25 protein-coding genes are annotated in these 22,818 nt (G+C 62.9%); 10 read left to right on the top strand and 15 right to left on the bottom strand.

What is annotated here, in order from left to right; all coding sequences use genetic code 11:
• The first annotated feature begins 143 nt into the window (after positions 1–143).
• On the top strand, positions 144–674 hold the full coding sequence (gene fabA / locus LMTR3_RS18765; RefSeq protein ID WP_065746769.1) for a bifunctional 3-hydroxydecanoyl-ACP dehydratase/trans-2-decenoyl-ACP isomerase: 531 nt from the start codon (positions 144–146) through the stop codon (positions 672–674).
• 164 nt (positions 675–838) lie between these two features.
• Here fabA and LMTR3_RS18760 read toward each other — a convergent pair whose 3' ends face one another.
• Together LMTR3_RS18760 and LMTR3_RS18755 are read right to left on the bottom strand one after the other, a co-directional pair.
• Positions 839–1,063: a hypothetical protein gene (locus LMTR3_RS18760; RefSeq protein WP_176721934.1), complete on the bottom strand. Its 225-nt coding sequence runs from the start codon at positions 1,061–1,063 to the stop codon at positions 839–841.
• Between the two features lie 549 nt (positions 1,064–1,612).
• A complete protein-coding gene (locus tag LMTR3_RS18755; RefSeq protein WP_065746507.1) occupies positions 1,613–2,122 on the bottom strand; it encodes a copper chaperone PCu(A)C in 510 nt (169 codons plus the stop codon).
• Between the two features lie 386 nt (positions 2,123–2,508).
• Between LMTR3_RS18755 and LMTR3_RS18750 the strand changes: the two genes are divergently transcribed.
• The 3 genes from LMTR3_RS18750 to LMTR3_RS18740 all read left to right on the top strand — a co-directional run bounded on the left by LMTR3_RS18750 (position 2,509) and on the right by LMTR3_RS18740 (position 4,214).
• Positions 2,509–3,612 (top strand): transporter, encoded by a 1,104-nt coding sequence (locus tag LMTR3_RS18750; RefSeq protein WP_065746506.1) that lies wholly within the window; start codon positions 2,509–2,511, stop codon positions 3,610–3,612.
• A 63-nt stretch (positions 3,613–3,675) separates the two neighbouring features.
• Positions 3,676–3,969, top strand: a complete 294-nt coding sequence (locus LMTR3_RS18745) for a type II toxin-antitoxin system RelE family toxin (protein WP_065746505.1) — start codon at positions 3,676–3,678, stop codon at positions 3,967–3,969.
• On the top strand, positions 3,966–4,214 hold the full coding sequence (locus LMTR3_RS18740) for a type II toxin-antitoxin system Phd/YefM family antitoxin (RefSeq protein ID WP_065746504.1): 249 nt from the start codon (positions 3,966–3,968) through the stop codon (positions 4,212–4,214). The genes LMTR3_RS18745 and LMTR3_RS18740 overlap by 4 nt, the downstream gene beginning before the upstream one ends.
• A gap of 217 nt (positions 4,215–4,431) precedes the next feature.
• Here the strand turns inward: LMTR3_RS18740 and LMTR3_RS18735 are convergent, their stop codons facing one another.
• Positions 4,432–6,129, bottom strand: coding sequence for a methyl-accepting chemotaxis protein (locus tag LMTR3_RS18735; RefSeq protein WP_065746767.1), 1,698 nt, complete (start codon positions 6,127–6,129; stop codon positions 4,432–4,434).
• Positions 6,130–6,385: 256 nt separating this feature from the next.
• On the opposite strand from LMTR3_RS18735, the gene LMTR3_RS18730 reads away from it, so the two are divergent.
• On the top strand, positions 6,386–6,697 hold the full coding sequence (locus LMTR3_RS18730) for a hypothetical protein (protein ID WP_065746503.1): 312 nt from the start codon (positions 6,386–6,388) through the stop codon (positions 6,695–6,697).
• 109 nt (positions 6,698–6,806) lie between these two features.
• Here LMTR3_RS18730 and LMTR3_RS18725 read toward each other — a convergent pair whose 3' ends face one another.
• Positions 6,807–7,580 carry an AraC family transcriptional regulator gene (locus tag LMTR3_RS18725; protein WP_245319932.1) on the bottom strand — a complete coding sequence of 258 codons (774 nt, stop codon included), beginning with the start codon at positions 7,578–7,580 and terminating at the stop codon, positions 6,807–6,809.
• Between the two features lie 466 nt (positions 7,581–8,046).
• Here LMTR3_RS18725 and LMTR3_RS18720 point away from each other — a divergent pair, with 466 nt between their 5' ends.
• On the top strand, positions 8,047–8,475 hold the full coding sequence (locus LMTR3_RS18720; RefSeq protein WP_245319931.1) for a hypothetical protein: 429 nt from the start codon (positions 8,047–8,049) through the stop codon (positions 8,473–8,475).
• A 66-nt stretch (positions 8,476–8,541) separates the two neighbouring features.
• Positions 8,542–9,687 (top strand): MFS transporter, encoded by a 1,146-nt coding sequence (locus LMTR3_RS18715; protein WP_065746501.1) that lies wholly within the window; start codon positions 8,542–8,544, stop codon positions 9,685–9,687.
• 47 nt (positions 9,688–9,734) lie between these two features.
• Here the strand turns inward: LMTR3_RS18715 and LMTR3_RS18710 are convergent, their stop codons facing one another.
• From LMTR3_RS18710 to LMTR3_RS18695, 4 genes are all read right to left on the bottom strand, one after another.
• Entirely contained in the window at positions 9,735–10,376 is a 642-nt protein-coding gene (locus LMTR3_RS18710; protein WP_065746500.1) for an arylsulfatase, read from the bottom strand.
• 141 nt (positions 10,377–10,517) lie between these two features.
• Positions 10,518–11,528, bottom strand: a complete 1,011-nt coding sequence (locus LMTR3_RS18705) for an amino acid ABC transporter substrate-binding protein (protein ID WP_065746499.1) — start codon at positions 11,526–11,528, stop codon at positions 10,518–10,520.
• A gap of 10 nt (positions 11,529–11,538) precedes the next feature.
• Positions 11,539–12,888 carry an aspartate aminotransferase family protein gene (locus LMTR3_RS18700; protein ID WP_065746765.1) on the bottom strand — a complete coding sequence of 450 codons (1,350 nt, stop codon included), beginning with the start codon at positions 12,886–12,888 and terminating at the stop codon, positions 11,539–11,541.
• A gap of 5 nt (positions 12,889–12,893) precedes the next feature.
• Entirely contained in the window at positions 12,894–13,769 is an 876-nt protein-coding gene (locus LMTR3_RS18695; protein ID WP_065746498.1) for a MurR/RpiR family transcriptional regulator, read from the bottom strand.
• On the opposite strand from LMTR3_RS18695, the gene LMTR3_RS38585 reads away from it, so the two are divergent.
• From LMTR3_RS38585 to LMTR3_RS18685, 3 genes are read left to right on the top strand one after another with little or no spacing between them, the layout of a single operon-like run.
• On the top strand, positions 13,768–13,920 hold the full coding sequence (locus LMTR3_RS38585; protein WP_176721933.1) for a hypothetical protein: 153 nt from the start codon (positions 13,768–13,770) through the stop codon (positions 13,918–13,920). The genes LMTR3_RS18695 and LMTR3_RS38585 overlap by 2 nt on opposite strands.
• Complete coding sequence (locus LMTR3_RS18690) at positions 13,917–15,104, top strand: amino acid ABC transporter permease (RefSeq protein WP_065746497.1); 1,188 nt, start codon at positions 13,917–13,919, stop codon at positions 15,102–15,104. The genes LMTR3_RS38585 and LMTR3_RS18690 overlap by 4 nt, the downstream gene beginning before the upstream one ends.
• A 4-nt stretch (positions 15,105–15,108) precedes the next feature.
• Positions 15,109–16,227 carry an amino acid ABC transporter permease gene (locus LMTR3_RS18685; RefSeq protein WP_065746764.1) on the top strand — a complete coding sequence of 373 codons (1,119 nt, stop codon included), beginning with the start codon at positions 15,109–15,111 and terminating at the stop codon, positions 16,225–16,227.
• Positions 16,228–16,261: 34 nt separating this feature from the next.
• Here the strand turns inward: LMTR3_RS18685 and LMTR3_RS18680 are convergent, their stop codons facing one another.
• The 7 genes from LMTR3_RS18680 to LMTR3_RS18650 form a co-directional block, all read right to left on the bottom strand.
• Positions 16,262–17,086: a phosphodiesterase gene (locus LMTR3_RS18680; protein ID WP_065746496.1), complete on the bottom strand. Its 825-nt coding sequence runs from the start codon at positions 17,084–17,086 to the stop codon at positions 16,262–16,264.
• A 77-nt stretch (positions 17,087–17,163) separates the two neighbouring features.
• Positions 17,164–18,438: an ABC transporter substrate-binding protein gene (locus LMTR3_RS18675; protein WP_065746495.1), complete on the bottom strand. Its 1,275-nt coding sequence runs from the start codon at positions 18,436–18,438 to the stop codon at positions 17,164–17,166.
• 30 nt (positions 18,439–18,468) lie between these two features.
• Complete coding sequence (locus tag LMTR3_RS18670; protein ID WP_210184713.1) at positions 18,469–19,287, bottom strand: carbohydrate ABC transporter permease; 819 nt, start codon at positions 19,285–19,287, stop codon at positions 18,469–18,471.
• Between the two features lie 14 nt (positions 19,288–19,301).
• Positions 19,302–20,216 carry a carbohydrate ABC transporter permease gene (locus LMTR3_RS18665; RefSeq protein WP_141686696.1) on the bottom strand — a complete coding sequence of 305 codons (915 nt, stop codon included), beginning with the start codon at positions 20,214–20,216 and terminating at the stop codon, positions 19,302–19,304.
• 28 nt (positions 20,217–20,244) lie between these two features.
• Positions 20,245–21,402, bottom strand: a complete 1,158-nt coding sequence (locus tag LMTR3_RS18660; protein WP_065746492.1) for an ABC transporter ATP-binding protein — start codon at positions 21,400–21,402, stop codon at positions 20,245–20,247.
• A gap of 145 nt (positions 21,403–21,547) precedes the next feature.
• Positions 21,548–21,910, bottom strand: coding sequence for a DUF1428 domain-containing protein (locus LMTR3_RS18655; RefSeq protein WP_065746491.1), 363 nt, complete (start codon positions 21,908–21,910; stop codon positions 21,548–21,550).
• A gap of 155 nt (positions 21,911–22,065) precedes the next feature.
• Positions 22,066–22,803, bottom strand: coding sequence for a DUF899 domain-containing protein (locus LMTR3_RS18650; protein WP_065746490.1), 738 nt, complete (start codon positions 22,801–22,803; stop codon positions 22,066–22,068).
• Positions 22,804–22,818 lie beyond the last annotated feature (15 nt).

Below are 22,818 nucleotides of genomic sequence, written 5' to 3'. Positions count from 1 at the left end.
AGCGACCCGATCCTGGCAAACTCACGGATGAAATCTGGGCGTTCATGGCGGGCGCCCTGCGCCTGCCGCCAGGCTCCGGCGTCGAAAAGGCGGCCGTGAACGTCGACAACCACCCACCAAACATCCTCAGAGGTGACATGGCCATGTCCGACCCGCGCAACTTTCACGCTCCGCAATCGGCCTACACAAGAGAGGATCTGCTCAAGTCGAGCGAAGGCGGCTATTTCGGCCCGGGCAATGCTCAGCTCCCGGCACCGCCCATGCTGATGATGGACCGCATCATCGAGATCAGCGTGGACGGCGGCGAATTCGGCAGGGGCCACGTCATCGGCGAACTCGATATCACGCCTGACCTCTGGTTTTTTGACTGTCACTTTCGCGGCGATCCGGTGATGCCGGGGTGTCTGGGTCTGGATGCCATGTGGCAGATCATCGGCTATTGGCTCGGCTGGTCGGGCTCACCGGGCAAAGGCCGCGCGGTCGGCGTCGGCGAGGTGAAATTCCGAGGCGACATCAAGCCAGACGTCAAGCGCGTTCGCTACGAGGTCAGCATGCGCCATGTCCGGCGCGGTAAACTGGCCGTTGGTATTGCGAACGGCCGTGTCTTTGCCGACGACATATGCGTCTATATCGCCAGGGATATGAGAGTCGGGCTGATCGCGTCCGCGAGCTGACAGGCGGCCCGGGGTGCGGGCGACGAACTCGATCGTATCGCGGTTAACAAAGTTCGCTTGATCGATCGGGTGACCCATCTGAAACGGCGGAGGTAGATCTTACCCACGCCGCCCTAGCTAGTTTTCGTTAACTTAAGACGCATCCGCTTCCGGAGCGCCTGCCGTCAGTTCACGGCGTAGCTCGCCGAGTGCGCAGGTGCATTGCCGGAAGCCGCGTGACAGAAAGCCTCAAAATAGGCTTCCAGCTCCGCGACGGCGCGATGCTCCCACTCGCTGGCTTGCGCCAGCAGCGAACAGCTATGCCGCGGCCGGTAGGCTGCGGTCTGCCGGCACAGCGACGCGATGGTGCGGTAGCGGCGAACGTTTTCCATGATGGCCAGGCCGTTCATCTTCGGATCTCCCCATTTCTTTTCCCGGAGACGAACTTGCGGCAGAACGATTTTCGATTGGTTAGCGCGACAGGCAGAGATTGCGCGTGGTTTCCGAACTGTTGATGGCGGACGGGCATCGAGCGGACGCGCTGCAGCCTCCCGAACATTCACTCATCCGTGCGAGCCGTCTGCGGTGGCGCCGAAGACGTGTCGCTTGAACAGATGACATCCTGCGAACGACCGTCAGCCGAAAGTAACGACGCACTGCTCCCCTCACGCGCGACGGCAGGAATCAACAACGTGCAGGCACAGTAAGCCACCCCAATTCCGAGAAGCGATGCTGATAGGACCGCGGAGACGGACTGCAAGGCGACTGGCGTTACTCGTGGCGACGCTTGCGGCGTGCCGGGGGTAGCGAGCGACAGTTGGCTTGAGCTGGACACGGACCAGTATTCCCCATGAAGAGTAACGGGTTCTAGGATCGGCCGCCGCTGTCGGCGACGGCTTGTTGCCTCAATCTTCTTTCAGTCAGCCCTCGCTTGGTCCGGCGCGGGGCAGCGTGCCGCGCTAATGGTGCTTGTGCGCGACACCACTCACGGCGGCTCCGGCGTTTTCCTCGACGTTGTAGATGATGTCGACGGGCCCCGCTTTCTCGAACACCAGCGTGCCCTTCACCTTCTGGCCGATCAGGAACGGCTCCTTGAGGCCCATCAGCAGGATGCGATACGCGCCGGGCTTGAGCTCCACGGTCTTGCCGGGCTTGATCTCGAGACCGTTCGCGAGCGGACGCGTCTTCGCCATACCGTCAGCATCGACCACCTCGTGCACCTCGATCTGGCTTGCCGCGGGCGAGGTGCCGCCGATCAGACGATCCGCGGTCTTTCCCTTGTTGGTGATGGTGAGATAGCCGCCCGCGATATTGGCGTCTTTCGGGGTCGGGCGCGACCAGGGGTGGCCGATGTCGAGCGCGCCGACCTTGTACTCGTGCGCGTTGGCGCTGGTCGCAATGAGCAAACTCGCTGCGACAAAAATAGCCGCGGTCACAAACACAAAGATATCCCTGACGATACTTGTCATAATTGTCCTACTCCGATACGCGCGCTGGACCGTGAAGCGTGTAGGGAATCAATCGGACGCGATTACGGCTGGCGCTCGCCGTGATTACGGCCACTGCCCGACGTGATTGCGGCCACTGCGGCGCGACGCGAGTGACCTCGGATATGCAACCAAGCAACGGATTGCGTCTCTTTCGTCATTCGCCCAACACGCGACAGCCACACTGACGTCGCGCCCGCGATGGCGCGTTCGCTTTTCCGCTTCCCTTCGGTCGCAGGCAAGCCGCGCTTCTCGCACGATCCAGTCAATCTCGCGCCGGATTGCGATGGCTAATCGCCGGACAGTGAGTACAGGGGGCGTATGTGCGTGCGTATCTTAGACGGCCCGCGGCCGGCATCTTTTCATCCATGATACTTTTTCTCACCTCTCCCGCAGAAGCGCATCATCCCGGCGGCGGGGGCAACACCGGCAGCGGCGGCCCCATCAACACCATCTCGGCCGACACGCTTGCCGAAGGAATGTTCGCTGCATCAATTCGCTACGAATTCATCCGACTGGGTCAGCTCAGCGACGCCGATCTGCTCGCCGCAGCAAGCCGGGGCACGCACGCACATTCGATCCGCTCGATCGATAGCGTATCGCTTTCGGTCGCCTATGGCGTCACCAACGACCTGACGGTTGCCGTTCGCGCAGCCGGCGTTCGCCGCTCAGGTATCAGTGAGCCCGGCGAGGACATGCTGAGCGGCGGCCATATGGGCATGATGGATGCGAGCGACATGGGCAGCCTGATGAGCCCCGATGGCATCAACCGGCGAGGCAACTCCGCAGGCTTCGGCGACGTCACCATGCTCGGGCAATATCGTTTCCACAGCAACGCGCAGAGCGGGACGTCGGCCGCCGTGCTGTTCGGTTTCAAGGCGCCGACCGGCAGCACCAACCAGCGTGACGCCGCCGGCCAACTCTTCCAAGCCCAATTTCAGCCGGGCTCCGGCTCGTGGGATGGCCTGTTCGGCGCCGCCGTCACCAAGCGCGCCGGCCGCTGGTCGTTCGACGTGAGCGGCCTCTATTACCTGATCAGCACGGGCACGCAGGACACCAATCTCGGCGACCGCTTCCTGTTCGGGACCGCCGTGTCGTATCGCCTGGTCGGGCCAACCGGCTCGGCGAAAGAGGTGGAGCTGCACGAATACTGCATGCAGCCGCGCAACCAGTTGCAGGAGCATTGTCTCTATCACGCCAATCACGACCACAGCGACATGAAGAAGACGCCGTACACGCTCGATCTCGTTCTCGAGCTCAATGGCGAATGGCACGACAAGCAACGCATCGCCGGCATTCCGGATCCCAATTCGGGCGGCACCACGGTCTATCTCTCGCCCGGCGTGCGAGTGGGCTTCGATCGCTTCTCCGGCTTCGTCTCCGTCGGCGTGCCGGTCATCAACCAGCACAACGGCATTCAGTCCAAGCCGGACTATCGCGTGCTCACGGGGATCGGCGCGCGGCTGAACTGAACGCTGACGCCGATGATGCTCGCCGTTTGACGTTCGCGCAATTCTGGCTATAATCTGGCCAGAATGCCCTTCGTCATCGTACTTGCTCCGGAAGCCGTCGAAGACCTCAAGAGGCTGACAGCGAATGTTCGAGCTACGGTGCGGACCGCGCTCGAGACGCATCTACGGCACGAGCCCGAAAAAGCAAGCCGCAGTCGCATTAAACGGCTGCGAGGCTTGCGCCATCCGCAATATCGGCTGCGTGTAGACGAAATCCGGGTGTTCTATGATGTTTCCGGCACGACCGTCGAAGTTTTAGCGATCGTGGCCAAATCGGAGGCTGAGTCATGGCTCGCACAATTCGGAAATCCGGGATGAAGGAAGTTCCCCTATCCGAGATCAAGGACGATCTGTCACGGTTTCTCCGCGAGGCGGAGACTCAGGAGATCGTCATAACCCGCCATGGCAAACCGGCGGGCGTACTGATCGGCTTCGAATCGGAAGAAGACTGGTTCGAATACCGTCTCGAACATGACCCGCGCTTCTTGCGCCGCATTGAGCAGGCGCGCAGCAGCTTGAGCGCTGGACGTGGTGTCAGGCTCGAAGATCTTGAAGAGGAATAGTGGCGACTGCCGTATCTCGTCGAAGAATGCGCATGGATATACGCTTCATCGCGCCGTGGCGAAGATCGGACGCAATTGTCACATCACGCTGCGAAGCAATGGCGTCCATATCCGGTAAATTCAACTCACCGAGAAAACGTCAAAGCAAGGTGGGTTGCTTCACGACGGTTCGGCACACCCAGACCCTCCGCCCTTCGTGGGAAGCCTACCCCGGACGTCACGCCGCGCGGATGTTGCCGAGGAATCTTCCGGTTTCAGTCTCGAGCTGCTCGGATTGCGATGTCAGTTGAGCGGCGGCATTGAGCACGAGGCTCGCGGCAGCGTCGACCTTGCTCGAAGCTTCGCGCACGCCCGTGATATTCTGCATCACCTCTTGAGCACCTTGCGCAGCCTGCTGCACGCTGCGGGCGATCTCGTTGGTCGCAGCGCCCTGCTCCTCGACGGCGGCCGCAATGGAGCCTGCGATCTCGTTCATCTGCCCGATCGTCGTGCCGATCTCACGGATTGCGTTGACCGTCGAGCCGGTCGCATCGCGGATTTCCTGGATCTGGCTGGTGATTTCGTCGGTAGCCTTGGCGGTCTGCGACGACAGCGCCTTCACCTCGTTGGCGACGACGGCGAAGCCTCTGCCGGCCTCGCCGGCCCGCGCAGCTTCGATGGTCGCGTTCAAGGCCAGCAAATTCGTCTGTCCTGCGATGGTCTGGATCAGCGCCATGACCTCGCCGATCTTCTGCGAGGCCTCGACCAGGCGGCCGACCATGGCCTCGGTTCGGTTGGCCTGCCCGACCGCATTCTGGGCAATTGATGAAGATTGGGTGACCTGCCGCGCGATCTCCTGGATCGAGGACGACAATTCCTCCGCCGACGCCGCGACGGTCTGGACATTCGACGCCGTCTGCTCGGCGGCAGCCGCGACCTTCGCGCTCTGATCCGTCGTTCCCACCGCGATCGTGGACATCGACGAAGCGGAATTCTGCAACTCGTCGGCGGCCGTTGCGGTGCCCCGGATCACCCCGCCTATGCTGCGCTCGAACTCGTCGGCGATGCGGGACAGAACCGCCTGCCGCTCCTCGGCGGAACGCGTCTTCATCGCTTCCTGTTCGGTGCGCAGCCGCGTCGTTTCGACCAGATGATCCTTGAAGACCTGGAGGCTTCGCGCAATCCGGCCGATCTCGTTGGTCCGGTCGACGAACGGGATCTCGGCAGCAAGGTTGCCCTTGACCAGTTCGTCCATCGCCGAGCAGGTTCTGTTGAGCGGAACGACCATGCCGCGGCCGAGCCAGAATGCCGAGAAAGCCGCGATTGCCAGCCCGGCCAGCCCGGCGATCCCGGCCCAGATCATGCGACCGAAGACCACGGCGTCGATGTCGTCGACATAAACGCCGGCCTGGATCGCGAGAGGCTTGTCGCCTGTGCCAAACGCCCCGACATAGGCGAGCTTGCGAAGTTCGGCGCCGCCGGCGGAGCGGGGCGCCAGATACTCGACAAAGCCGCCGCCGGCGCGCGCGGCCCGCACGATGTCCTGGATCAGCAGCTTGCCGCTCTTGTCCTTGAACTCCCAGCGGTTGACGTTGATGTATTTCGGATTGACGTGCACATAGGTGACGCCGGCATCGGCGCTTCCCGTGCCGTACACGCCGATATAGTCGGCGTGTTCGCCCCAGCGCATGGCGCCGATCGAAGCAAAGGCCATCTGACGCGCCCGGTCAGGCTCGATCTTGCCGGCCTTGGCCTCAACCTCGTATTGAGCGAGGATCCTCGTCGCGGCCTCGACAAGATTGCGGACCGTGGTGCGCCGCTCGGCCAGGACCGCATCGCGCAGCACCAGGATCTGCAAGGCGGAGACGGCCAGCAGCACGATCGTCAGCGCCGCAATGACCATCGCAAAGCGCTGATAGACGGTGAGGTTACGCATCCGCTTGCCTTTCCTGTCGGTTGCGAATGCGTAGCAATACAACGTTAACCGACGGTTAGCAGCGGATCCTTCCGACATGACGTCCGGCTTTGCGCGTCAGCTCCAAGGTTGAGCCGTCACGCCGCGCCGCTGCCAAATCGGGCTTGAAATCGTCACGCCAGGGCGACACAATGCCGCCTGTTCCTTCATCAACCGTAATGCGCCAGTGTATCAGCGCACCCTGACCGGGGGCATGGTGCGGCAAGAGTGACTCATAATGGCTGAAGCCGATCTCGACGTCGTCATCCGGCAAATCGCAAAAGCGCAGAACAAGAGCCTGATGGCAGCCGTGAAGAAACGGCGCGATCAGATCATGGCCCGCGCGGCCAAGGCAAAGGACAAGGAGACGCGGGACCAATTCCGGCTGATCGCCAGGAGCACGATGGAGCTCGGTACGGCCGCCGCCAAGCGGCTGCAAAACTCTGCGCAAAATACCGCCGATAGTTACGCGCGGGCGATCAGGAACGCGACCGAGGAAGCGGCGGCGGCGAAGGCGACGAAAAAGGCTCCTAAGAAGAAAAACGCCTAGCCGCGATTGGCACCAAGCATCGCTTTCCGATGCGGCTTGTCGCAGCAGTCACATGGCGACTTTGGCAGCAAGGGCCTGCTCTCTATTCGCGCTACCCGCCGTGAGATATCTAACTGACCGCGCGGTAGGTCCTCGGCGTTGTGCCGATCAGTCGACGGAATCGCCGGTTAAAAGTGGCGAGATCCTGGAAGCCGGCCGTGAAAGCGATCCTGGAAATCGGATCCGAGCTCTCGCGGAGCTGCCTTGCAGCGCGGTGGAGCCGCATATGCAGGATGTACTGATGCGGCGTCATTCCGGTCACTTGCCGGAACGTGCGCAGAAAATGATAGGGGCTCATTGCAGCGTCGCGGGCAAGCGCGTTGAGCCGTAACCTTCCATCTGGTTGTGCATCGATATGACGGACGACCCGGGTGATCCGCCGCTCATCGTGCGCGCTTGGAGTCCGGACAGCCGCGCCTTTGTCGGCCGTCATCATCAGAACGGCGCCGGCAAGTCGGGTCGCGATTTCCTCGAGAGCTGCTCCGTCGCGCTGATCGCGGGCGACTTCAGCATCGGCGAGTAGACCAACGAGTTCGTTTGTCGGAGGCAAGGCCGCATGGACGAATGTAGTCCTGCGCGCGCCGGGCACGCCTGCGGCAATGCTCTCGAAGAATGCCGGTGCGAAATGAAACGCGAGACACCGGTCGCCCTGCGCATGCTCATGTCCGCACTCGAAGTAGCTGCCGGCGTTGCCGAGCAGAAGCGATCCTGGCACGAGCGTCGCGGCTCCAGCCTGCGTCCGGTACTGAAAGCTTCCCTGCGCCACTGGCGAGATTGCCGTTTCGGCATGCTGCTCGACGAAAGAGTGGTCGTGCGGCCCGTAGTCGCAAAGCACGTCACGCACGCTCCAACCCGGGCCAGACGCCAATACCTGAATCTTGAGTGCCATAACGCCAGAACGAACAATTCGGTCTCAGGTTCTCCAACAGAGCGGGCAACGGGCTGTTCCGGCCAGCCAGACCAGATTTAGCAATTTTTCCCAAGCGAAAGCCGGCGCCGCGCCACATCTTCAGGGGCGATCCGGATCCACCCCAGGCATGCACTTCAGTTTCGCCGCACCGGACCGTGACAGTGAGCAAGTTCCATGCGGCGAGCTTCGTGATTGATCCCGACGGATATCGGATCGAGGCCCACTGCGAGGCCGATCGTTAGAGTCAGAGGAGCCTATGATGACATCTGCGCATACCACAAATGCTCAAGCGCCAAGCTCGCTTACCACATCATTTCCTCGCGTGCTCCACGCCGATGGCCCGGATCCAGAGCGCAGGGCCAAGCTAGAACTGTACTCGTGGCTCGTCGGTCAGTGGGAGATGGACGTCACCACCATACTTGAGGACGGGTCCAGCTACGCCGGTCGCGGCGAGATTCACGCCGGCTGGATACTGCAAGGCCGCGCCATACAGGACGTTTGGATGATCCCGCGCCTCAACCAACGGCGTCCGGGTATTGAACAGCTCCCCGGTGCAGGAAATTGGTACGGAACGACGCTGCGCATCTACGATCCGAATCTCGATGCTTGGCGCATTCTCTGGAATGACCCTGCGACCGATGTTTTCACGCAACAGACCGGCCGCGCGCGAGGACGAGATATCGTGCAGGACGGTCCGGATCCACGAGGCGGCTCGATGCGCTGGACATTTGCCGAAATTGAACCGGCGTCTTTTCATTGGACGGCGGAGCGGAGCTTGGACAACGAAACCTGGCGGAAGGAAGTCGATATTCGTGCGCGCCGCATGTGAGCGGCTGCGGGCGTGTCCAGCGACCAAATCATCAGCCGACCGCATCCGAAGCTTACGTGAGGTCGTGTGCACAGAACCCAATCCACGGCAGCTCTTGCATTCGGCTACTTCGTTGTGGGGGTCGGCGCTTTCGCGGTGACCGGTCTGCTCAACGAGATCGCGCGGGAGCTTGGGACGTCAGTCGCAGGCGCGGGACAGTTGATGTCCGCCTATTCACTTTCGCTCGCGGTCGGGGCGCCGCTGCTTATATCTCTCACGAGGCGATTTGGACGGCGAGACTTGATTGCTGCGGGACTTGTCCTGTTTGGAGTCCTGCAGTTTGCCGCGGCGGTGGCGCCGACCTACAGCACGCTTGCAGCGGCGCGCATATTTGCAGGCCTTGCCGCCGCGGTCGTCACTCCACACTCGATCGCTGCCGCCGGTCTTGCAGCTCCGCCCGGACAGAGCGGCAGAGCCGTCGCCACGATGTTTCTCGGGTTCACGCTCTCGATCGTGATCGGGATACCTGCAGGAAACGCGCTCGGAGCGGTCCTTGGCTGGCGCGTAACGCTCGGCCTTGTCGGCGCAATGTCGTTCGCGAGCGCGGTGTGGGTCGCACTCACGGTTTCAACCAGACTGCCGAATGCGCCGGTAGACTGGAACGCATGGCGGTCTTTGGCGGGCAATGCAGTCATTCTATGGTTGTTGCTGACCACGGCTCTCCAGTGTGCCGGTCAATTTACACTCTATACCTACCTGGCTCCCGTCCTCAGGGACAGCCTGGGCATCGATGCGGGGGGAATTGGCCTTCTGTTCGGCTGGTTCGGGGTAGCGGGGCTTGCTGGCAATTACTTCGCGAGCCGCGTGATTGATCGCATCGGCGCCGGACGTGTGGTTGACGCTTGCCTTGTCCTTATGATTGCAGCATTTGCCATGTGGCCCATGGCCTACGGCTCGCTGGTGACTACGATGCTGGCGATCTCGATCTGGGGGCTTGGCGGCTTCGCTATTCATCCGTCTCAGCAGGCACGGCTGGTGCTCCTGTCGCCGGAAATGGCTTCAGCCTCCGCAGCATTGAATCTGTCCGCCACGTATCTCGGGCAAATGTTCGGCAGCGCCTTCGGTGGCGGCCTGATCATTTGGTTCGGCCCGGATGCGCTCTCTTGGGGAGGAGCTGCTCTGCTTGTTGCCGCGGTTGGAGCGGCATTTGCCGCTGGCCACGGCAAGAGATGAACGTTGAGCAAGCCTAGCCGAAAAAGACGCCAAACGAGGAAACAAGCCTAGGCGCCTTCGACACCGAGCATCTTCATCAGCTTCTGCACCGCGCTGTCGGGCGTGGTCAGCACCGGCCGTCCCGTCGCCTCGGCGACCGCGTCGGCCGCCGGCGCCAGGCTGTACTGGGCGAGCGCGATCAGGTCGCAGTCGCGCAAGCTCCTCGCTGCTTCCACCACCAGGTGGTCATGGGTCGCGCGATCGCCGCGATCGAGCGCGGCTAACGCGCCTTCCGCCAGTTTCGGCACCAGCTCGACCCGCGACGGAAACTCCGGCGGCATCGAGGCCAGCGTCGGCGGAAACGTCGACAACAGTCCGATCCTGCGGCCGCGCGCGACCGCCTGCTCGATCATCGCTTCATTGGGCTTGAGCACCGGCATCGGAGCGTGGGCTCGTGCGACGGCTTCGATGCAAGGGCCGAACGCCGAGCAGGTGAACAGGATCGCATCCGATCCGGTGCCGACGGCGTAGCGTCCAAGCCCGAGGAAACGCTCGGTCATCGCGTCGGTGAGCCCGCCGTCACGCGCCAGATCGGCCGACAGGCTGTCGTCGAGTAGATTCATCAGGCGGGCGGCCGGCCAAAGCCTGGCGAAGGAGGCTTCGATCGGCACAATCGAATGCTTCAGGGCGTGGATCAGGGTAATGCGCATAGGGTCAGTCTGGCTGCGGCGCGACTTGTGTCAACCCGCCGCGCCGCGATAGTTTTTTGTTTGACGCGCTTTCTTCACGCGAACCGGTATCCACCCCGGATCAAGTCCGGGGCAGGCTTTCGCTCGAAAACGCTATGCTCACTACTTGATCGGCAGAGCGTACATCAGGCCGCCCTTGGCCCAGGTCGCGTTGAGGCCGCGATCGAGTTTTAACGGGCTCGCCTTGCCGACATTGCGCTCAAAGATCTCACCGTAATTGCCGCCCGCCTTGATGGCCTGCAGCATCCATTTGTTGTCGAGCCCGAGCCGCGAGCCGAGCTCGCCCGAGGTACCGAGCAGCCGCTGGACGGCCGGCACATTGGATTTTGCCATTTGTTCGGCGTTGGCTGCGGTGACACCAAGCTCTTCCGCCTCGATCAGGCCATAGTGCAGCCAGGCAATGATGTCCGTCCACACGTCGTCACCGTTGCGGGTGAACGGCCCGAGCGGCTCCTTGCTGATGGTCTGCGGCAGCACGGTGTAGTCGGCCGGATTGGAAGCCGCGGTGGTGATCGCGCCGGCGAGCGCGGAAGCGTCCTGGGTCATGGCATCGCAGCGCCCACCGAAGAATGTCTGGTACATGGTATCGGTGCGGTCGAACACCAGCGGTTTCCATTCGATGCCGTTGGCGCGGCCGTAGTCGCCGAGCGTCACTTCATGGGTCGTGCCCTGCGCGACGCAGACGGTGGCACCATTGAGGTTCTTGAGGTCCTTTACGCCGGCGTCGGCCCTTACGACAAAACCCTGGCCGTCGTAGAAATTGACCGGGCCCTGCCGCAGCCCCAGCGTCGCGCCGCGCAGATAGGTTTGGGTCGAGTTGCGGTAGAGCACGTCGATCTCGCCCGACTGCAAAGCCGTGAAGCGGTTCTGCGCCGTGAGCGCGACATAGCGCACCTTGCTGGCGTCGCCGAGCACCCCGGCGGCCAAGGCGCGGCAATAGTCGACGTCGAGCCCCTTATAATTGCCCTGCGAGTCCGGAGTGGAAAACCCGGCGAAGCCGATGCTGACGCCGCACACCAGCGTGCCGCGCTGTTTGACCGTATCGAGCGTTGCGGCTTGCGCCATCAAGCCCGACGCGGCGAGCAAGCCTGTAGCGATGATGATTCTCTTCATTCGGCTCCTCCTAATGACCAACACTCTTCAAGGCCAAGTCGACGGCGTGACCCAACCGTTCGACGATCATGTCGATATCGTCTGACGTCGCGATATAGGGTGGCGCCAGCAGAACGTGGTCGCCGCTGCGGCCATCCACCGTTCCACCAGAGGGATAACAGGCGAGGCCGCCTTCGAACGCGGCGGCCTTGATCCGCTGGTGGAGCTTGAGCGCGGGATCGAACGGCGCGCGGCTGGCGCGATCGGCGACGAGCTCGATGGCCTGGAGCAGGCCCCGCCCCCTGATATCGCCGACGTGGCGGTGATTGCCGAAACGCTCGGTCAGGCGCCGTTCGAGCTGACGGCCGAGATCCTTGACCCTGTCGAGCAGTTGCTCGTCATCGATCACCCGCTGCACCTCGAGCGCCGCTGCGCAGGCCATCGGATGCGCCAGATAGGTGTGGCCGTGCAGGAATGCGCCCGAGCCATCCCGGATCGTATCGACGATGCGCCCGCCGGCGAGCATGGCACCGATCGGTTGATAGCCGCCGCCAAGCCCCTTGGCGATCGTCTGGATATCGGGCGCGATGCCCTCCTGCTCCCAGGCGTGGCGCGTGCCGGTGCGGCCCATGCCGCACATCACCTCGTCCAGGATCAAGAGCGCGCCATGCCGGTCGCAGATCTCGCGGACGGCGCGGAAATATCCTTCCGGCGCCGGCACGCATCCGGCGGTAGCGCCCACCACCGGCTCGGCGATGAATGCCGCCACCGTATCCGGACCAAGGCGCTGGAATTCGGCTTCGAGCTCGGCCGCCAGTCGCGCCACGAAATCCGTCTCGGATTCGCTGTCGCGTTTTTCGTGATAGGCGAACGCCGGCGTCACGTGGCTGAAGGCCGACGACAATAGCGGCGCGTAGGGCTCGCGCCGCCAGGCGTTGCCGCCGGCGGCGAGCGCGCCCAGCGTATTGCCGTGATAGCTCTGGCGGCGCGCGATGAAGCGCTGGCGTTGCGGCTGGCCGGTTTCGACAAAATATTGCCGCGCCAACTTGATGCTGGCCTCGATCGCTTCCGACCCGCCACTGACGAGATAGGCGTAGGCCAGACCGCCGGGCTCGTCGCCAACGAGCGCCTCAGCCAGCGCTTCGGCGGGCTCCGACGAGAAGAACCCGGTATGGGCAAAGGCCAGCTTCGATGCCTGCCGTGTCATGGCCTCGAGCACGCGGGGGTGCTGGTGGCCGAGGCAGGAGACGGCCGCGCCGCCGGAAGCGTCCAGAATCCGCCTGCCGTCCTCGGCGATCAGCCAGACACCATCGCCACCGATGGCCTTGGGCGGCGTTTCACGCAGGCTTCGGTGCAGCACGCGGCTCTTGCCGGCTCCCATGACGATCAACCTTTCTCCGCGACATATTGCGACAGCGCGGCCAACCGGCCTTCGGTCTCTTCGAGGCGCCGCTTGGCGCCGGCGCCGCCCAGCACGAAGGTCACGGCGGCCAACGACTGGGCGATGGCGATGGCGCCGGTGAGGCTCGGGAAGAATCCCGGCGACGCGGCGGCCTCATAGAGCAGCAGATGATCAGCCCCCTCCGCCATCGGCGCCGTGATCGTATCGGCAATCGCAACCAGCGTGGCGCCGGAATCATGGGCCGCCCGTGCCGACAAAACGCTTGCCCTCGAATAGGGCGCAAACCCGATCACGACGACGGCATCGCCGCTATGGAACGCGCCCAGATCGAGATCTTCGGGACCCGAGCCGCCGACCAGATGCACCGCGTCTGGCCGGAACAAGCGGAGCTGATAATTGAGTAATTCCGCAACGCTGCGGCAGCTCCGAAAGCCGGCGATCCAGATGCGCCGCGCGCCGTGCAGAGCCTTGGCCGCGTTGGCCACCGAGCCGGCCGAAATGCGCGCAAGGCCTGCCGCCTCGGCTTCCAGCTTGTCGGAGACCAGCGATATCTCGGCGTTGGGCCCTTTCCGGCCGCCTTTGGCACGACCCGAGAACGGCGAAGCTTGCGCGGGCCGGCGGGCCTCGGTCAACGCGGCGCGCAATTCGTCCCATCCGGAATAGCCGAGCGCTTTTGCGAGCCGGGTGAAAGCGGCGGGATCGGCGCCTGCCTCGGCGGCAAGATCACGCATCGAGCGCGTGGTGGCGTCATAGTCATTGGCGGCAACGAACCGGCCGACCTGCTGCAGCCGCATCGGCAACGATGGCAGCGCACTGCACAAATCGTTCAGCGGCGAGGATTTCGGCCGGGGCTGCGTCATGAAACAAATGTTGCACAAAATCATTTTTGGTGCAACATTTGAAATGCGCCTTGCGGGGCGCATCGCTGAAGGTCGCTGCTGGAAGATCGCTGCTGCAAGACATCGTTGCTCAAAGTCATCGCCGCTTAAGTCAGGTATCCTTGTGCTGTGACGACATCCACGCCCGAATTCCCTCGCCGTCGGCGGATGCGCCTCCACCTGAATCGCCAGCAGGTCAACGGCCTCGTCTGGCAGATCGTGGTGGTCGCCATTGCGGTCGCAATCGTTGGCTGGCTCTGGTCCAACGCCCTGCACAATTTGTCGGTACGCCGGATTTCGACCGGCTTCGCCTTTCTCGGCCGCGAGGCCGGAATGCCGATCGCGGATAGCTGGCTTGCCTATAGCCCCAGGGATCCTTACGCCCGCGCCTTCATCGTCGGCATCGTCAATACGCTCCGCGTCGCGGTCATCGGCATCGTGCTCGCGACCGTGCTTGGCACGCTGATCGGCATCGCGCGACTGTCGTCGAACTGGCTGCTGTCGCGGCTGGCTGCAGTCTACGTCGAAGTACTCCGCGACGTTCCGCTGCTGCTGCAGTTGTTGTTCTGGTACGTGCTGATGCAGGGACTTCCGGCGGCACGCGCGGCCTGGAAGCCGATCGAAGGCGTCTTTCTGTCGAACAGAGGCCTGGTGTTGCCAGCAATTCCTATCGAGGAAGCAAATCTGTGGGTCATCGCTGCGGCCGCTGCCGGCCTGGGCGCGCTGTATCTATTGCGGCGGCAGTTAGTGGCGCGGCAAATGGCGGACGGCAAAGCGCGCCCGCTCTGGCCCTATGCGCTGGCCCTGCTCGTCGGCCTGCCGGCGCTGGTGTCGTTCAGTCTCGGCGCGTCATGGACCATCACGTTGCCCGAACTGCGCGGCTTCAACTTTGTCGGCGGACTGACGCTCGCACCGGAATATTTCGCGCTGCTGATCGCGCTCGTCACCTACACCTCGGCGTTCATCGCTGAAATCGTGCGCAGCGGCATTCAGTCCGTTCCAAGGGGCCAATGGGACGCCGCGAACGCGCTCGGCCTGCGACGTAGTTTTGTGCTTCAGCGCATCGTACTGCCGCAGGCGCTCCGCGTCATCATTCCGCCGATGACCAGCCAATATCTGAACCTGACCAAGAACTCCTCGCTTGCGGTTGCGGTCGGATACCAGGACGTGGTGTCGATTGCGAATACCACGCTGAACCAGACCGGCCAGGCGATCGAAGCCATCGCGCTCATCATGGCCGTGTTCCTCACCATCAGCCTCGGCATCAGCCTGTTCATGAACTGGTACAATGCGCGCATCGCGCTGGTGGAGCGCTGATGCCATGACGTCGATCACGCACGCTCCGCAAAATCCGCTTCCCTTCGACGCGCGATCCCGCCGGACTCCAGCCGGCCGCGCCATCCGGTGGCTGCGCACGAACCTGTTCGCCTCGGTCACGTCAAGCATCATCTCCGTGCTCCTGATCGCGCTGCTCGCCAAGGCGTTCGTCAGCCTGGTGCAGTGGGGCTACTGGAATGCGATCTGGATCGTTTCCGGCAACCAGACCGGCCCCTGCCGGTCGATCCGTGGGCTCGGCGCCTGCTGGGCCGTGATCCCTGAAAAATACCGCTTCATCCTGTTCGGCACTTACCCCTTCAATGAGCAGTGGCGGCCGGCGCTGGTGTGCCTCACCTTCATTGCGCTGTTCTGGGTGTCGAGCCGGCGCAATTGGTGGCGCAAGGAACTGGTGCTGGTTTGGGCGGCGGCGTTGGTCCTGATCGGCGTCTTGATGTGGGGCGGCGTCTTCGGGCTGTCCTACGTTTCACAGGATCGCTGGGGCGGGCTGCCGGTGACGCTGATCCTGGCGACGTTCGGGCTGGCGTTCGGCTTCCCGCTCGGGATCGTGGTGGCGCTAGGCCGCCGTTCAAAATTGCCCGCGATCAGGTCGCTCTGCGTGCTCTATGTCGAGTTGATCCGCGGCGTTCCCCTGATCAGCCTGTTGTTCATGGCGAGCGTGATGTTTCCGCTGTTCCTGCCCGACGGCGTCAACATCGACAAACTGCTCCGGGCGCAGATCGCGTTCATACTGTACGCCGGCGCCTATCTTGCCGAAGTCATCCGGGGCGGCCTCCAGGCCATTCCGAGAGGACAGCACGACGCCGCCGACGCGCTCGGGCTCACCTACTGGAAGAAGAACGGTCTGATCATCTTGCCGCAGGCGATTCGCCATGTGATCCCGCCGCTGGTGAATACGTTCATCGCCTTCTTCAAGGACACCAGCCTGGTGCTGATCATCGGTATCTTCGACCTGCTGACGACAGCGAAGACCTCCATCATCGATCCCGCCTGGCAGCAGTTCAGCGTTGAAGTCTACGTGTTCGTCGGGCTGATCTATTTCGTGTTCTGCTTTGCGATGTCGCGCTACAGCCGGCAGTTGGAAGCGCAGTCCCGGCCGGGCTGACGGCCGATCGCGGCGTGTTTGGCGTTGTCAGGCGTTATCGGTCGGTCCATTCGATTGCCGCGCGGTCCTGCAACGAAAACAGCGGTCCATCGTAGAGGAACGAGCATTGGTGAATCACCACCTGTCCGGCGCTGACGGTCACGTGCGAATAGTCCGGCAGTTCGTGCGATCCGGGAATGTGATCCGCCGTAGCGAGGTCGAACGCCACCTGATGGGATAGCGCGCGCTGGATGTGGAAGGGGATGCCGCGCCAGGTGCCCGAGATCGGCCGGTGCAGATGGCCCATGAATAGATAGTCCGGCTTTCGCGTGCGTGCGATCACGTCCCATTCGGCCTCGGGATTGGCGAGCTTGATGTCGTCCATGTAGCGCAGCCCGGTATCGAACGGCGGATGGTGCTGAAACAGCAGCAGCGGGCGATCGGCTGGCGCCGAGCCGAGCGCGTGTTCGAGGAAGGCGAGCCGCGCCTCGCACAGCCATCCGGCATGATCAGGGGCGGTCTCGTTCAGCGTATCCAGCGTGACGATCGTGGCAGCATCGAACAAATGAATGGACTGCACAAAGCCGGATTCGTCGCGCGGCACGCCGGGGAAGAAATGGCCAAACGGACCGCGCTTGTCGTGGTTGCCCATCAAGAGGATGGTCGGCGCCTTCAGCCGCGCCAGGACCGACGCGAGATTTTCGTAAGCGGCGTCCTCGCCCCAGTGGGCAAGGTCACCGGTCACGATCACGAAGGAAATATCCGGATGATCGCGATTGATCCGCTCGACCGCCGCGCCAAGCCGCTCGGTGGGATCCAGCCCGTAGAGCTTACGGCCACGGGCGACGAAATGAGTGTCGGTAAGGATGACGAATTTCATCGAGCCATGGTCTCCCTGTTAGCGACCGCCGCGGCGTGGCGTGGTAACCGCGGCGATTCCTGGTAAGGCGGTTGTCGTCAACGCACCGAACCCACCGTCTTCGGCAGCAGCTTCTGCACGTCGCTCGTCATGTCGGCGAGCACGGCTTCCGGCTCCTTGGTGCGCGCACCCGTCACGATGGAGTTGAGATGATCCTTGATCACGTCGGTGATCTTGAGGCCGTTGTCGCCGGGGAAGGCGTACCATTTGGTCAGCAGCGCGAGCTGGCTGACCGCGGTGTAATTGTTCGGGTTCTTGACGTAGAAATCCTTCAGGTGGACGTCGTTGGCGACCTTGTTCGGCGGCATGTAGCCGGTGGTCTCCGCCATGATTGCAGCGCCCTTCGGGCCGGTCCAGAATTTCACGACCTCCCAGGCCGCGTCACGCTTGGCCTTGTCCTTGGCCAGAATCATCACGACATTCCCGCCGGCCGGCAACCGGCCGTTCGGCGACACCACGTCCGGGAACGTGTGGGTCTTCAGCTCGAACTTGCCGCCGATCATCTGCGTGGTCTTGTTGAGGTCGGAGGTCGAGGTAACGTGAATGCCGGTCTTGCCGGCGGCAAAGGTCGCGCGCATCGCCGGCTGGTCGAGATTGGGCATGCCGGCTTCACTGACAAGGTGCGCCAGCGTCCTGATCGCGAACTGGCCTTCCGGCCCGTTGAACGCCACCTTGTTTTCCTCGGCGTTCAACATGGTGCCGCCGCGCGAAAACACCGGCGCCTGCCACAGCCAGTTGCCGGTGATGTCCCAGGCGTAGGTGATACCGTTGATATCGGGACCGAGCGCCTTGATCTTCTTGGCGAGATCGATCAGCCCGTCCCACGTCCGCGGCAGATTGGCCGGATCGGCGCCGGCCTTCTTCGCCAGGTCGAGATTGACGTAGACGATCGGCAGCGAAATCGCGAACGGCAGCGCGTAGACCTTGCCGCTCGCCGTGCCGATATCGAACATCGCCTGATGGAAGCCCTGCTTGTCGAAATCCTTCTCGGCCGCGATATAGCCGTCGAGTTCGGCCGGAATGTTCTTGTCCACCAGTACGCGGATGCGGTTGAGACCCTGGAAGCTCACGTCGGGCATCTGGCTGGTCACCGCCTCGCGCAGCACTTTCTGGGTGCCTTCCTCGTAGGAATCATAGGGCGCACGCAGCGTGACCTTGATATCCGGCCGCACCTTGGCGAACTCCTCGATGATGCGCTTGTGCGTGCCATCGAACAATTCGGCATAGGGGTATTGAACAACGACTTCGGTCTGCGCATGCGCGATACCGGCGGCGAGCGAAAGGGCGGCTGCGGCAATCCATGTTCTGAACATTGTCGTCTCCTGAGGTTTGAAAAAACTCGGTTACTTGATGCCGGTGAGCGTGATGCCTTCGATGAAGCGTCGCTGGGCGAACAGGAAGGCGATGACGAGCGGGGCGATGATGACCATCGCCGCCGCCATCAGAGGGCCGTAATTGGCTCCGGCCTCATTGTTGCGAAAGTGCGCGACCGCAAGCGGCGGCGTCTGCAAATGCTCGCTGTTCAGCACGATCAGCGGCCAGAAATAGTCGTTCCAGTGCGCGACCACCGAGAAGATGCCGAACGCGGTTACCGCCGGAATCGCGGTCGGAAGCATCACGCGCCAGACGATGCCGAACTCGGAAATCCCGTCCATTCGCGCGGCGTCGATCAGGTCGTCGGGCACGGTCTTGAAAAACTGGCGCATCAGGAAAATGCCGAACACCGAGATCGTGAACGGCAGCACCAGCGCCGCATAGCTGTCGAGAACACCCAGTTTATGCAGCAGCAGGAATACCGGGATCGCGGTCGCCTGCGGCGGAATAAGGATGCAGAACACGACGAGCGCGAACAGCACGTCACGGCCGAGAAAGCGCAATTTGGAGAGGGCGTAGGCGGCGGGCAGGGCAACCAGCACCTGAAGGCCGAAGATCGAGGTCGTGACGATCAAGCCGTTGAGCAGATAGCGCCATAGATCGGCCTTGGCGAAAGCAATCCGGAGATTGTCCCACAGCGCAAAGTGGTAGGGAATCAGGTGCAGATCGGACGAGAAAATCTCGGTTTGAGGTTTTGACGCGGTCGACACCATCCAGATGAAGGGCGTCAACATCACCAGCGCTCCCGCATGCAGCACGATGTGCCGGATCGCAGAGCACAGAAGCATGCGGGCGCGTGGCGTCATGCGTAGTGCACTTCCCGGTTGCCGAGCGCCGATTTGAGCAGGGTGAGCAGCAGCACGAAGGCCAGGAACACGACGGTAACGGCCGCGCCGTAACCGGAGCGGAAGAACTCGAAGCCTTCGGTATACATCGTGTAGATCAGCACTTCCGACGATTTCGAAGGGCCGCCCTTGGTCAAGACCTGAACTGTGTCGAACACCTGGAACGAGCGGATTGCCGAGATCGCCACCACGAACAGGGTAACCGGCCCGAGCATCGGCCACGTCACCAGGCGGAAACGCGACCACGCGCCTTCGGCGCCGTCGATCTCGGCCGCATCGTAGAGATGCTTCGGGATCGAGACGAGGCCGGCGAGAAACAGCACCATGTTGAAGCCAGTGGCCTGCCAGATACCGATTACGCACAGCGAATAAAGCGCGGTGCCGCGATCCTGCAGCCAGCTATGGCCCTGCAAGCCGGCGGCGCGCAGAAGTCCGTTCACCAGGCCGAACTGCGGATGCAGCATGAATTCCCAGACGATCGCCATCGCGATCAACGTCGCCATGACAGGAAGGAAGTAGACGGTGCGATACCAGCTCTTGAGCCCGGCGCCGCTCTGGATCAGGAGCGCAACGCCGAGCCCGAGCGCCACCGCGCCGGGCACTACGATCGCGACATAGGTCAGCGTGTTCTTCAGTGAAATCCAGAACACCCGGTCGGCGAACATCTCCCGATAATTCGAGAGGCCGATCCAGGAGAACGCCGGCGCGCCTAGTTGATAGTCCGTAAACGAGAGCGCGATCACGCCGGCGAGCGGGCCGATCAGCATCAGCAGCATCAGCACGAAGGCCGGCGCGGCCAGCGCATAGGCTGCCTGCGATCGCCCCGTCCGGCGGAAACTGGCAAACACCCGAGCAGGGACGCGTGGCGCCATCGCCACTCCCTGCAGCGCGGTGGCAGCGTCAGACAACGGCCATCTCCCGCGGCCGCTCGACGCGCGACGGGATCGAAGTCGCGATGCGCTTACCATCAACGTCGAAGGCGCGAACCGCCTCCGGCGCAAAGCCGTAGCCGACTGTGGCTCCGATCGCCGGCACCTGGCTGGGGTCGTTGACGCGCGCCACCACGGGCGCGTCCGTGCCCGCGCTGCCGATATGGACGAAGGCTTCCGATCCCAGATTTTCCAGATGCACGACCGTGCCGGAAAGCAGTCCCTGCGAAGCCAGCTCGATCCGCTCCGGCCTGACGCAGATGCGGCACTCTCCTTCCGGCGCCGGTGTTGCCATATGGAGAACATGTCCGAGCGTCTCCAGCCGGCCATCGCTGCGGATACGACCGGGAAATGCGTTTATCTTCGGCGTGCCGACGAATTCGGCGACGCGGATATCGCAGGGGTCTTCATAGACAGCGGCGGGCGCGCCGGCCTGAATGAGCTCGCCGCCGATCATGACGGCAATCCGGCCCGACATGGTCATCGCTTCGGCCTGGTCATGGGTGACGTAGATGAAGGTCGTCTTGAGCTGACGGTGCAACTGGGCGATCTCGGCGCGCATGTGCACGCGAAGCTTGGCGTCGAGATTGGACAGCGGCTCGTCGAACAGAAACGCGCGCGGCTGACGCACGATGGCGCGGCCGACCGCAACGCGCTGGCGCTGACCGCCGGACAATTGCCCGGGCTTGCGCTTCAGCAGCGGCGAAATCTCGAGCTGCGCGGCCACCCTTTCGACATCGTCGCGAATGACGCGTTCGGCGCGGCGGCGACCAGGCATCAGCCGGCCCACGAACGGCGCCCGCTCCAGCGCGGACAGGCGCTTCATCCGCAGCGGGACGGCAATATTGTCAAACACGCTCAGGTGCGGATAAAGCGCGTAGGACTGGAACACCATTGCCAGATTGCGCGCGCTCGGCCTGACGCCGTCGGCACTGGCACCGTCAATCCGGACTTCGCCGGACGACTGCGGTTCGAGACCGGCGATGACGCGCAGAAGCGTGGATTTGCCGCACCCCGACGGACCGACGAGGGAGATGAACTCCCCGTCGTGAATCGTGAGATCGACACCTTTCAGAACCTCGGCGCCGTCAAAGGCCTTGCGAAGCGCCCGAATCTCGATCTCGGCCATTTCAATCCGGTATCCGTGGCTGCGGTACCGGATGTCCTAAAGGGCTTGTTTGACAGTTATATCACAACGGAACGAACCGCCGGGCTTGGCCCCCAGCTTTCCACCGGGTGCCCTCGGAACATGGCTGATGTAGGCGGAGCTCCGCCTACACCTTCACCAAGCTCTCGAATCCGCCATAGATCATCCGCTTGCCGTCGAACGGCGGCTTCGATTTCGGATCCATCATTTCGCTAAGCCGCGGGTCCGCCATCACCTTGGCGTTGATCTTGTCGCGCTGGGCGCGCGACTTGTAGGTGATCCAGGCAAACACGACGGTCTCGCCCGGCTTGAGCTTCACGGCGCGCGGAAATGACGTGACCTTGCCGAGCTTGACGTCCTCGGCGACCCATTCGCGATAATCCAGTGCGCCGTACTCGCGCCAGATCTTGCCGGCTTTCTTCGACAGGCGGGAGTAGGCCTCGAGATTTTTCTTCGGCACGGCGACGATGAAGCCATCGACGTAAGGCATTGCAAGTTTCCTCTTCACATTTCTCGCCGTCGCATTCGGTCATTCCGGGATGGTGCGTTAGCACCAGACCCGGAATCTCGAGATTCTCAGGTGCGCAATTGCGCACCATAGTTCGATGCTTTGCATCGCCCCGGAATGACGAGAAAACCGCTCGTTCAGCTATGACAACAAGATGCCTGAACCTGTGACGGCTGGTATTGGTCACGTAGTCGCACCCAGTCCATCGGATACGGCAGGCCTTCCTCGTGACGCCCGAGCGGGGTGAGGTCGAGATAGTGGTAGGCGGCGTTCATCATGTCGAGGCCGCGCGAGAAACAGGAATAGGTATGGAAGATGTTTCCGGCCTCGTCGCGATAGAACACGCTGATGCCCGGCGCCTCTTCTCCGCCGAAGGCGGTGGTCCCGAAATTATAGAGCGCGGCGCCTGACTTGAGCTGCGCGGGCGTGAACGAGACACCGTAATCGTAGTTGAACTCATTTGCACCCGACGACAGCCAATCGAAGGTCCAGCCCATCCGCTGCTTGAATGCAGTAAGCTTTTGCAGCGGCGCGCGCGAGATCGCGACCATCGTGGTGTCGCGGGCGGCCAGATGCGGGATCATGCGCTCGAACCCGTCGGCCCAGAACGAGCAGCTCTTGCAGGCCTCGTTCCAGTCGGGCTCGAACATCAGATGCTGCACCACGAGCTGGCTGCGCCCCTTGAACAGGTCGCCGAGCGAGACCTTGCCGCCGGGACCATCGAATACGTAGTTCTTTTCGACCTTGACCCAGGGCAGCGCGCGCCGTTCTTCGCTCAGACGCTCGCGCGCTCGGGTGTATTCCTTCTCATGCGCAAGGTGTGCCTTGCGGGCGGCGATCCATTCCTCGCGGGAAACGACGCGATGCGGTTGCATGGGCGGCTCCTCGTG

The organism is Bradyrhizobium sp. LMTR 3 (genome assembly GCF_001693485.1).
In the GTDB taxonomy this organism is placed as follows: domain Bacteria; phylum Pseudomonadota; class Alphaproteobacteria; order Rhizobiales; family Xanthobacteraceae; genus Bradyrhizobium.
This window is presented reverse-complemented; position numbering and strand designations above follow the sequence as displayed.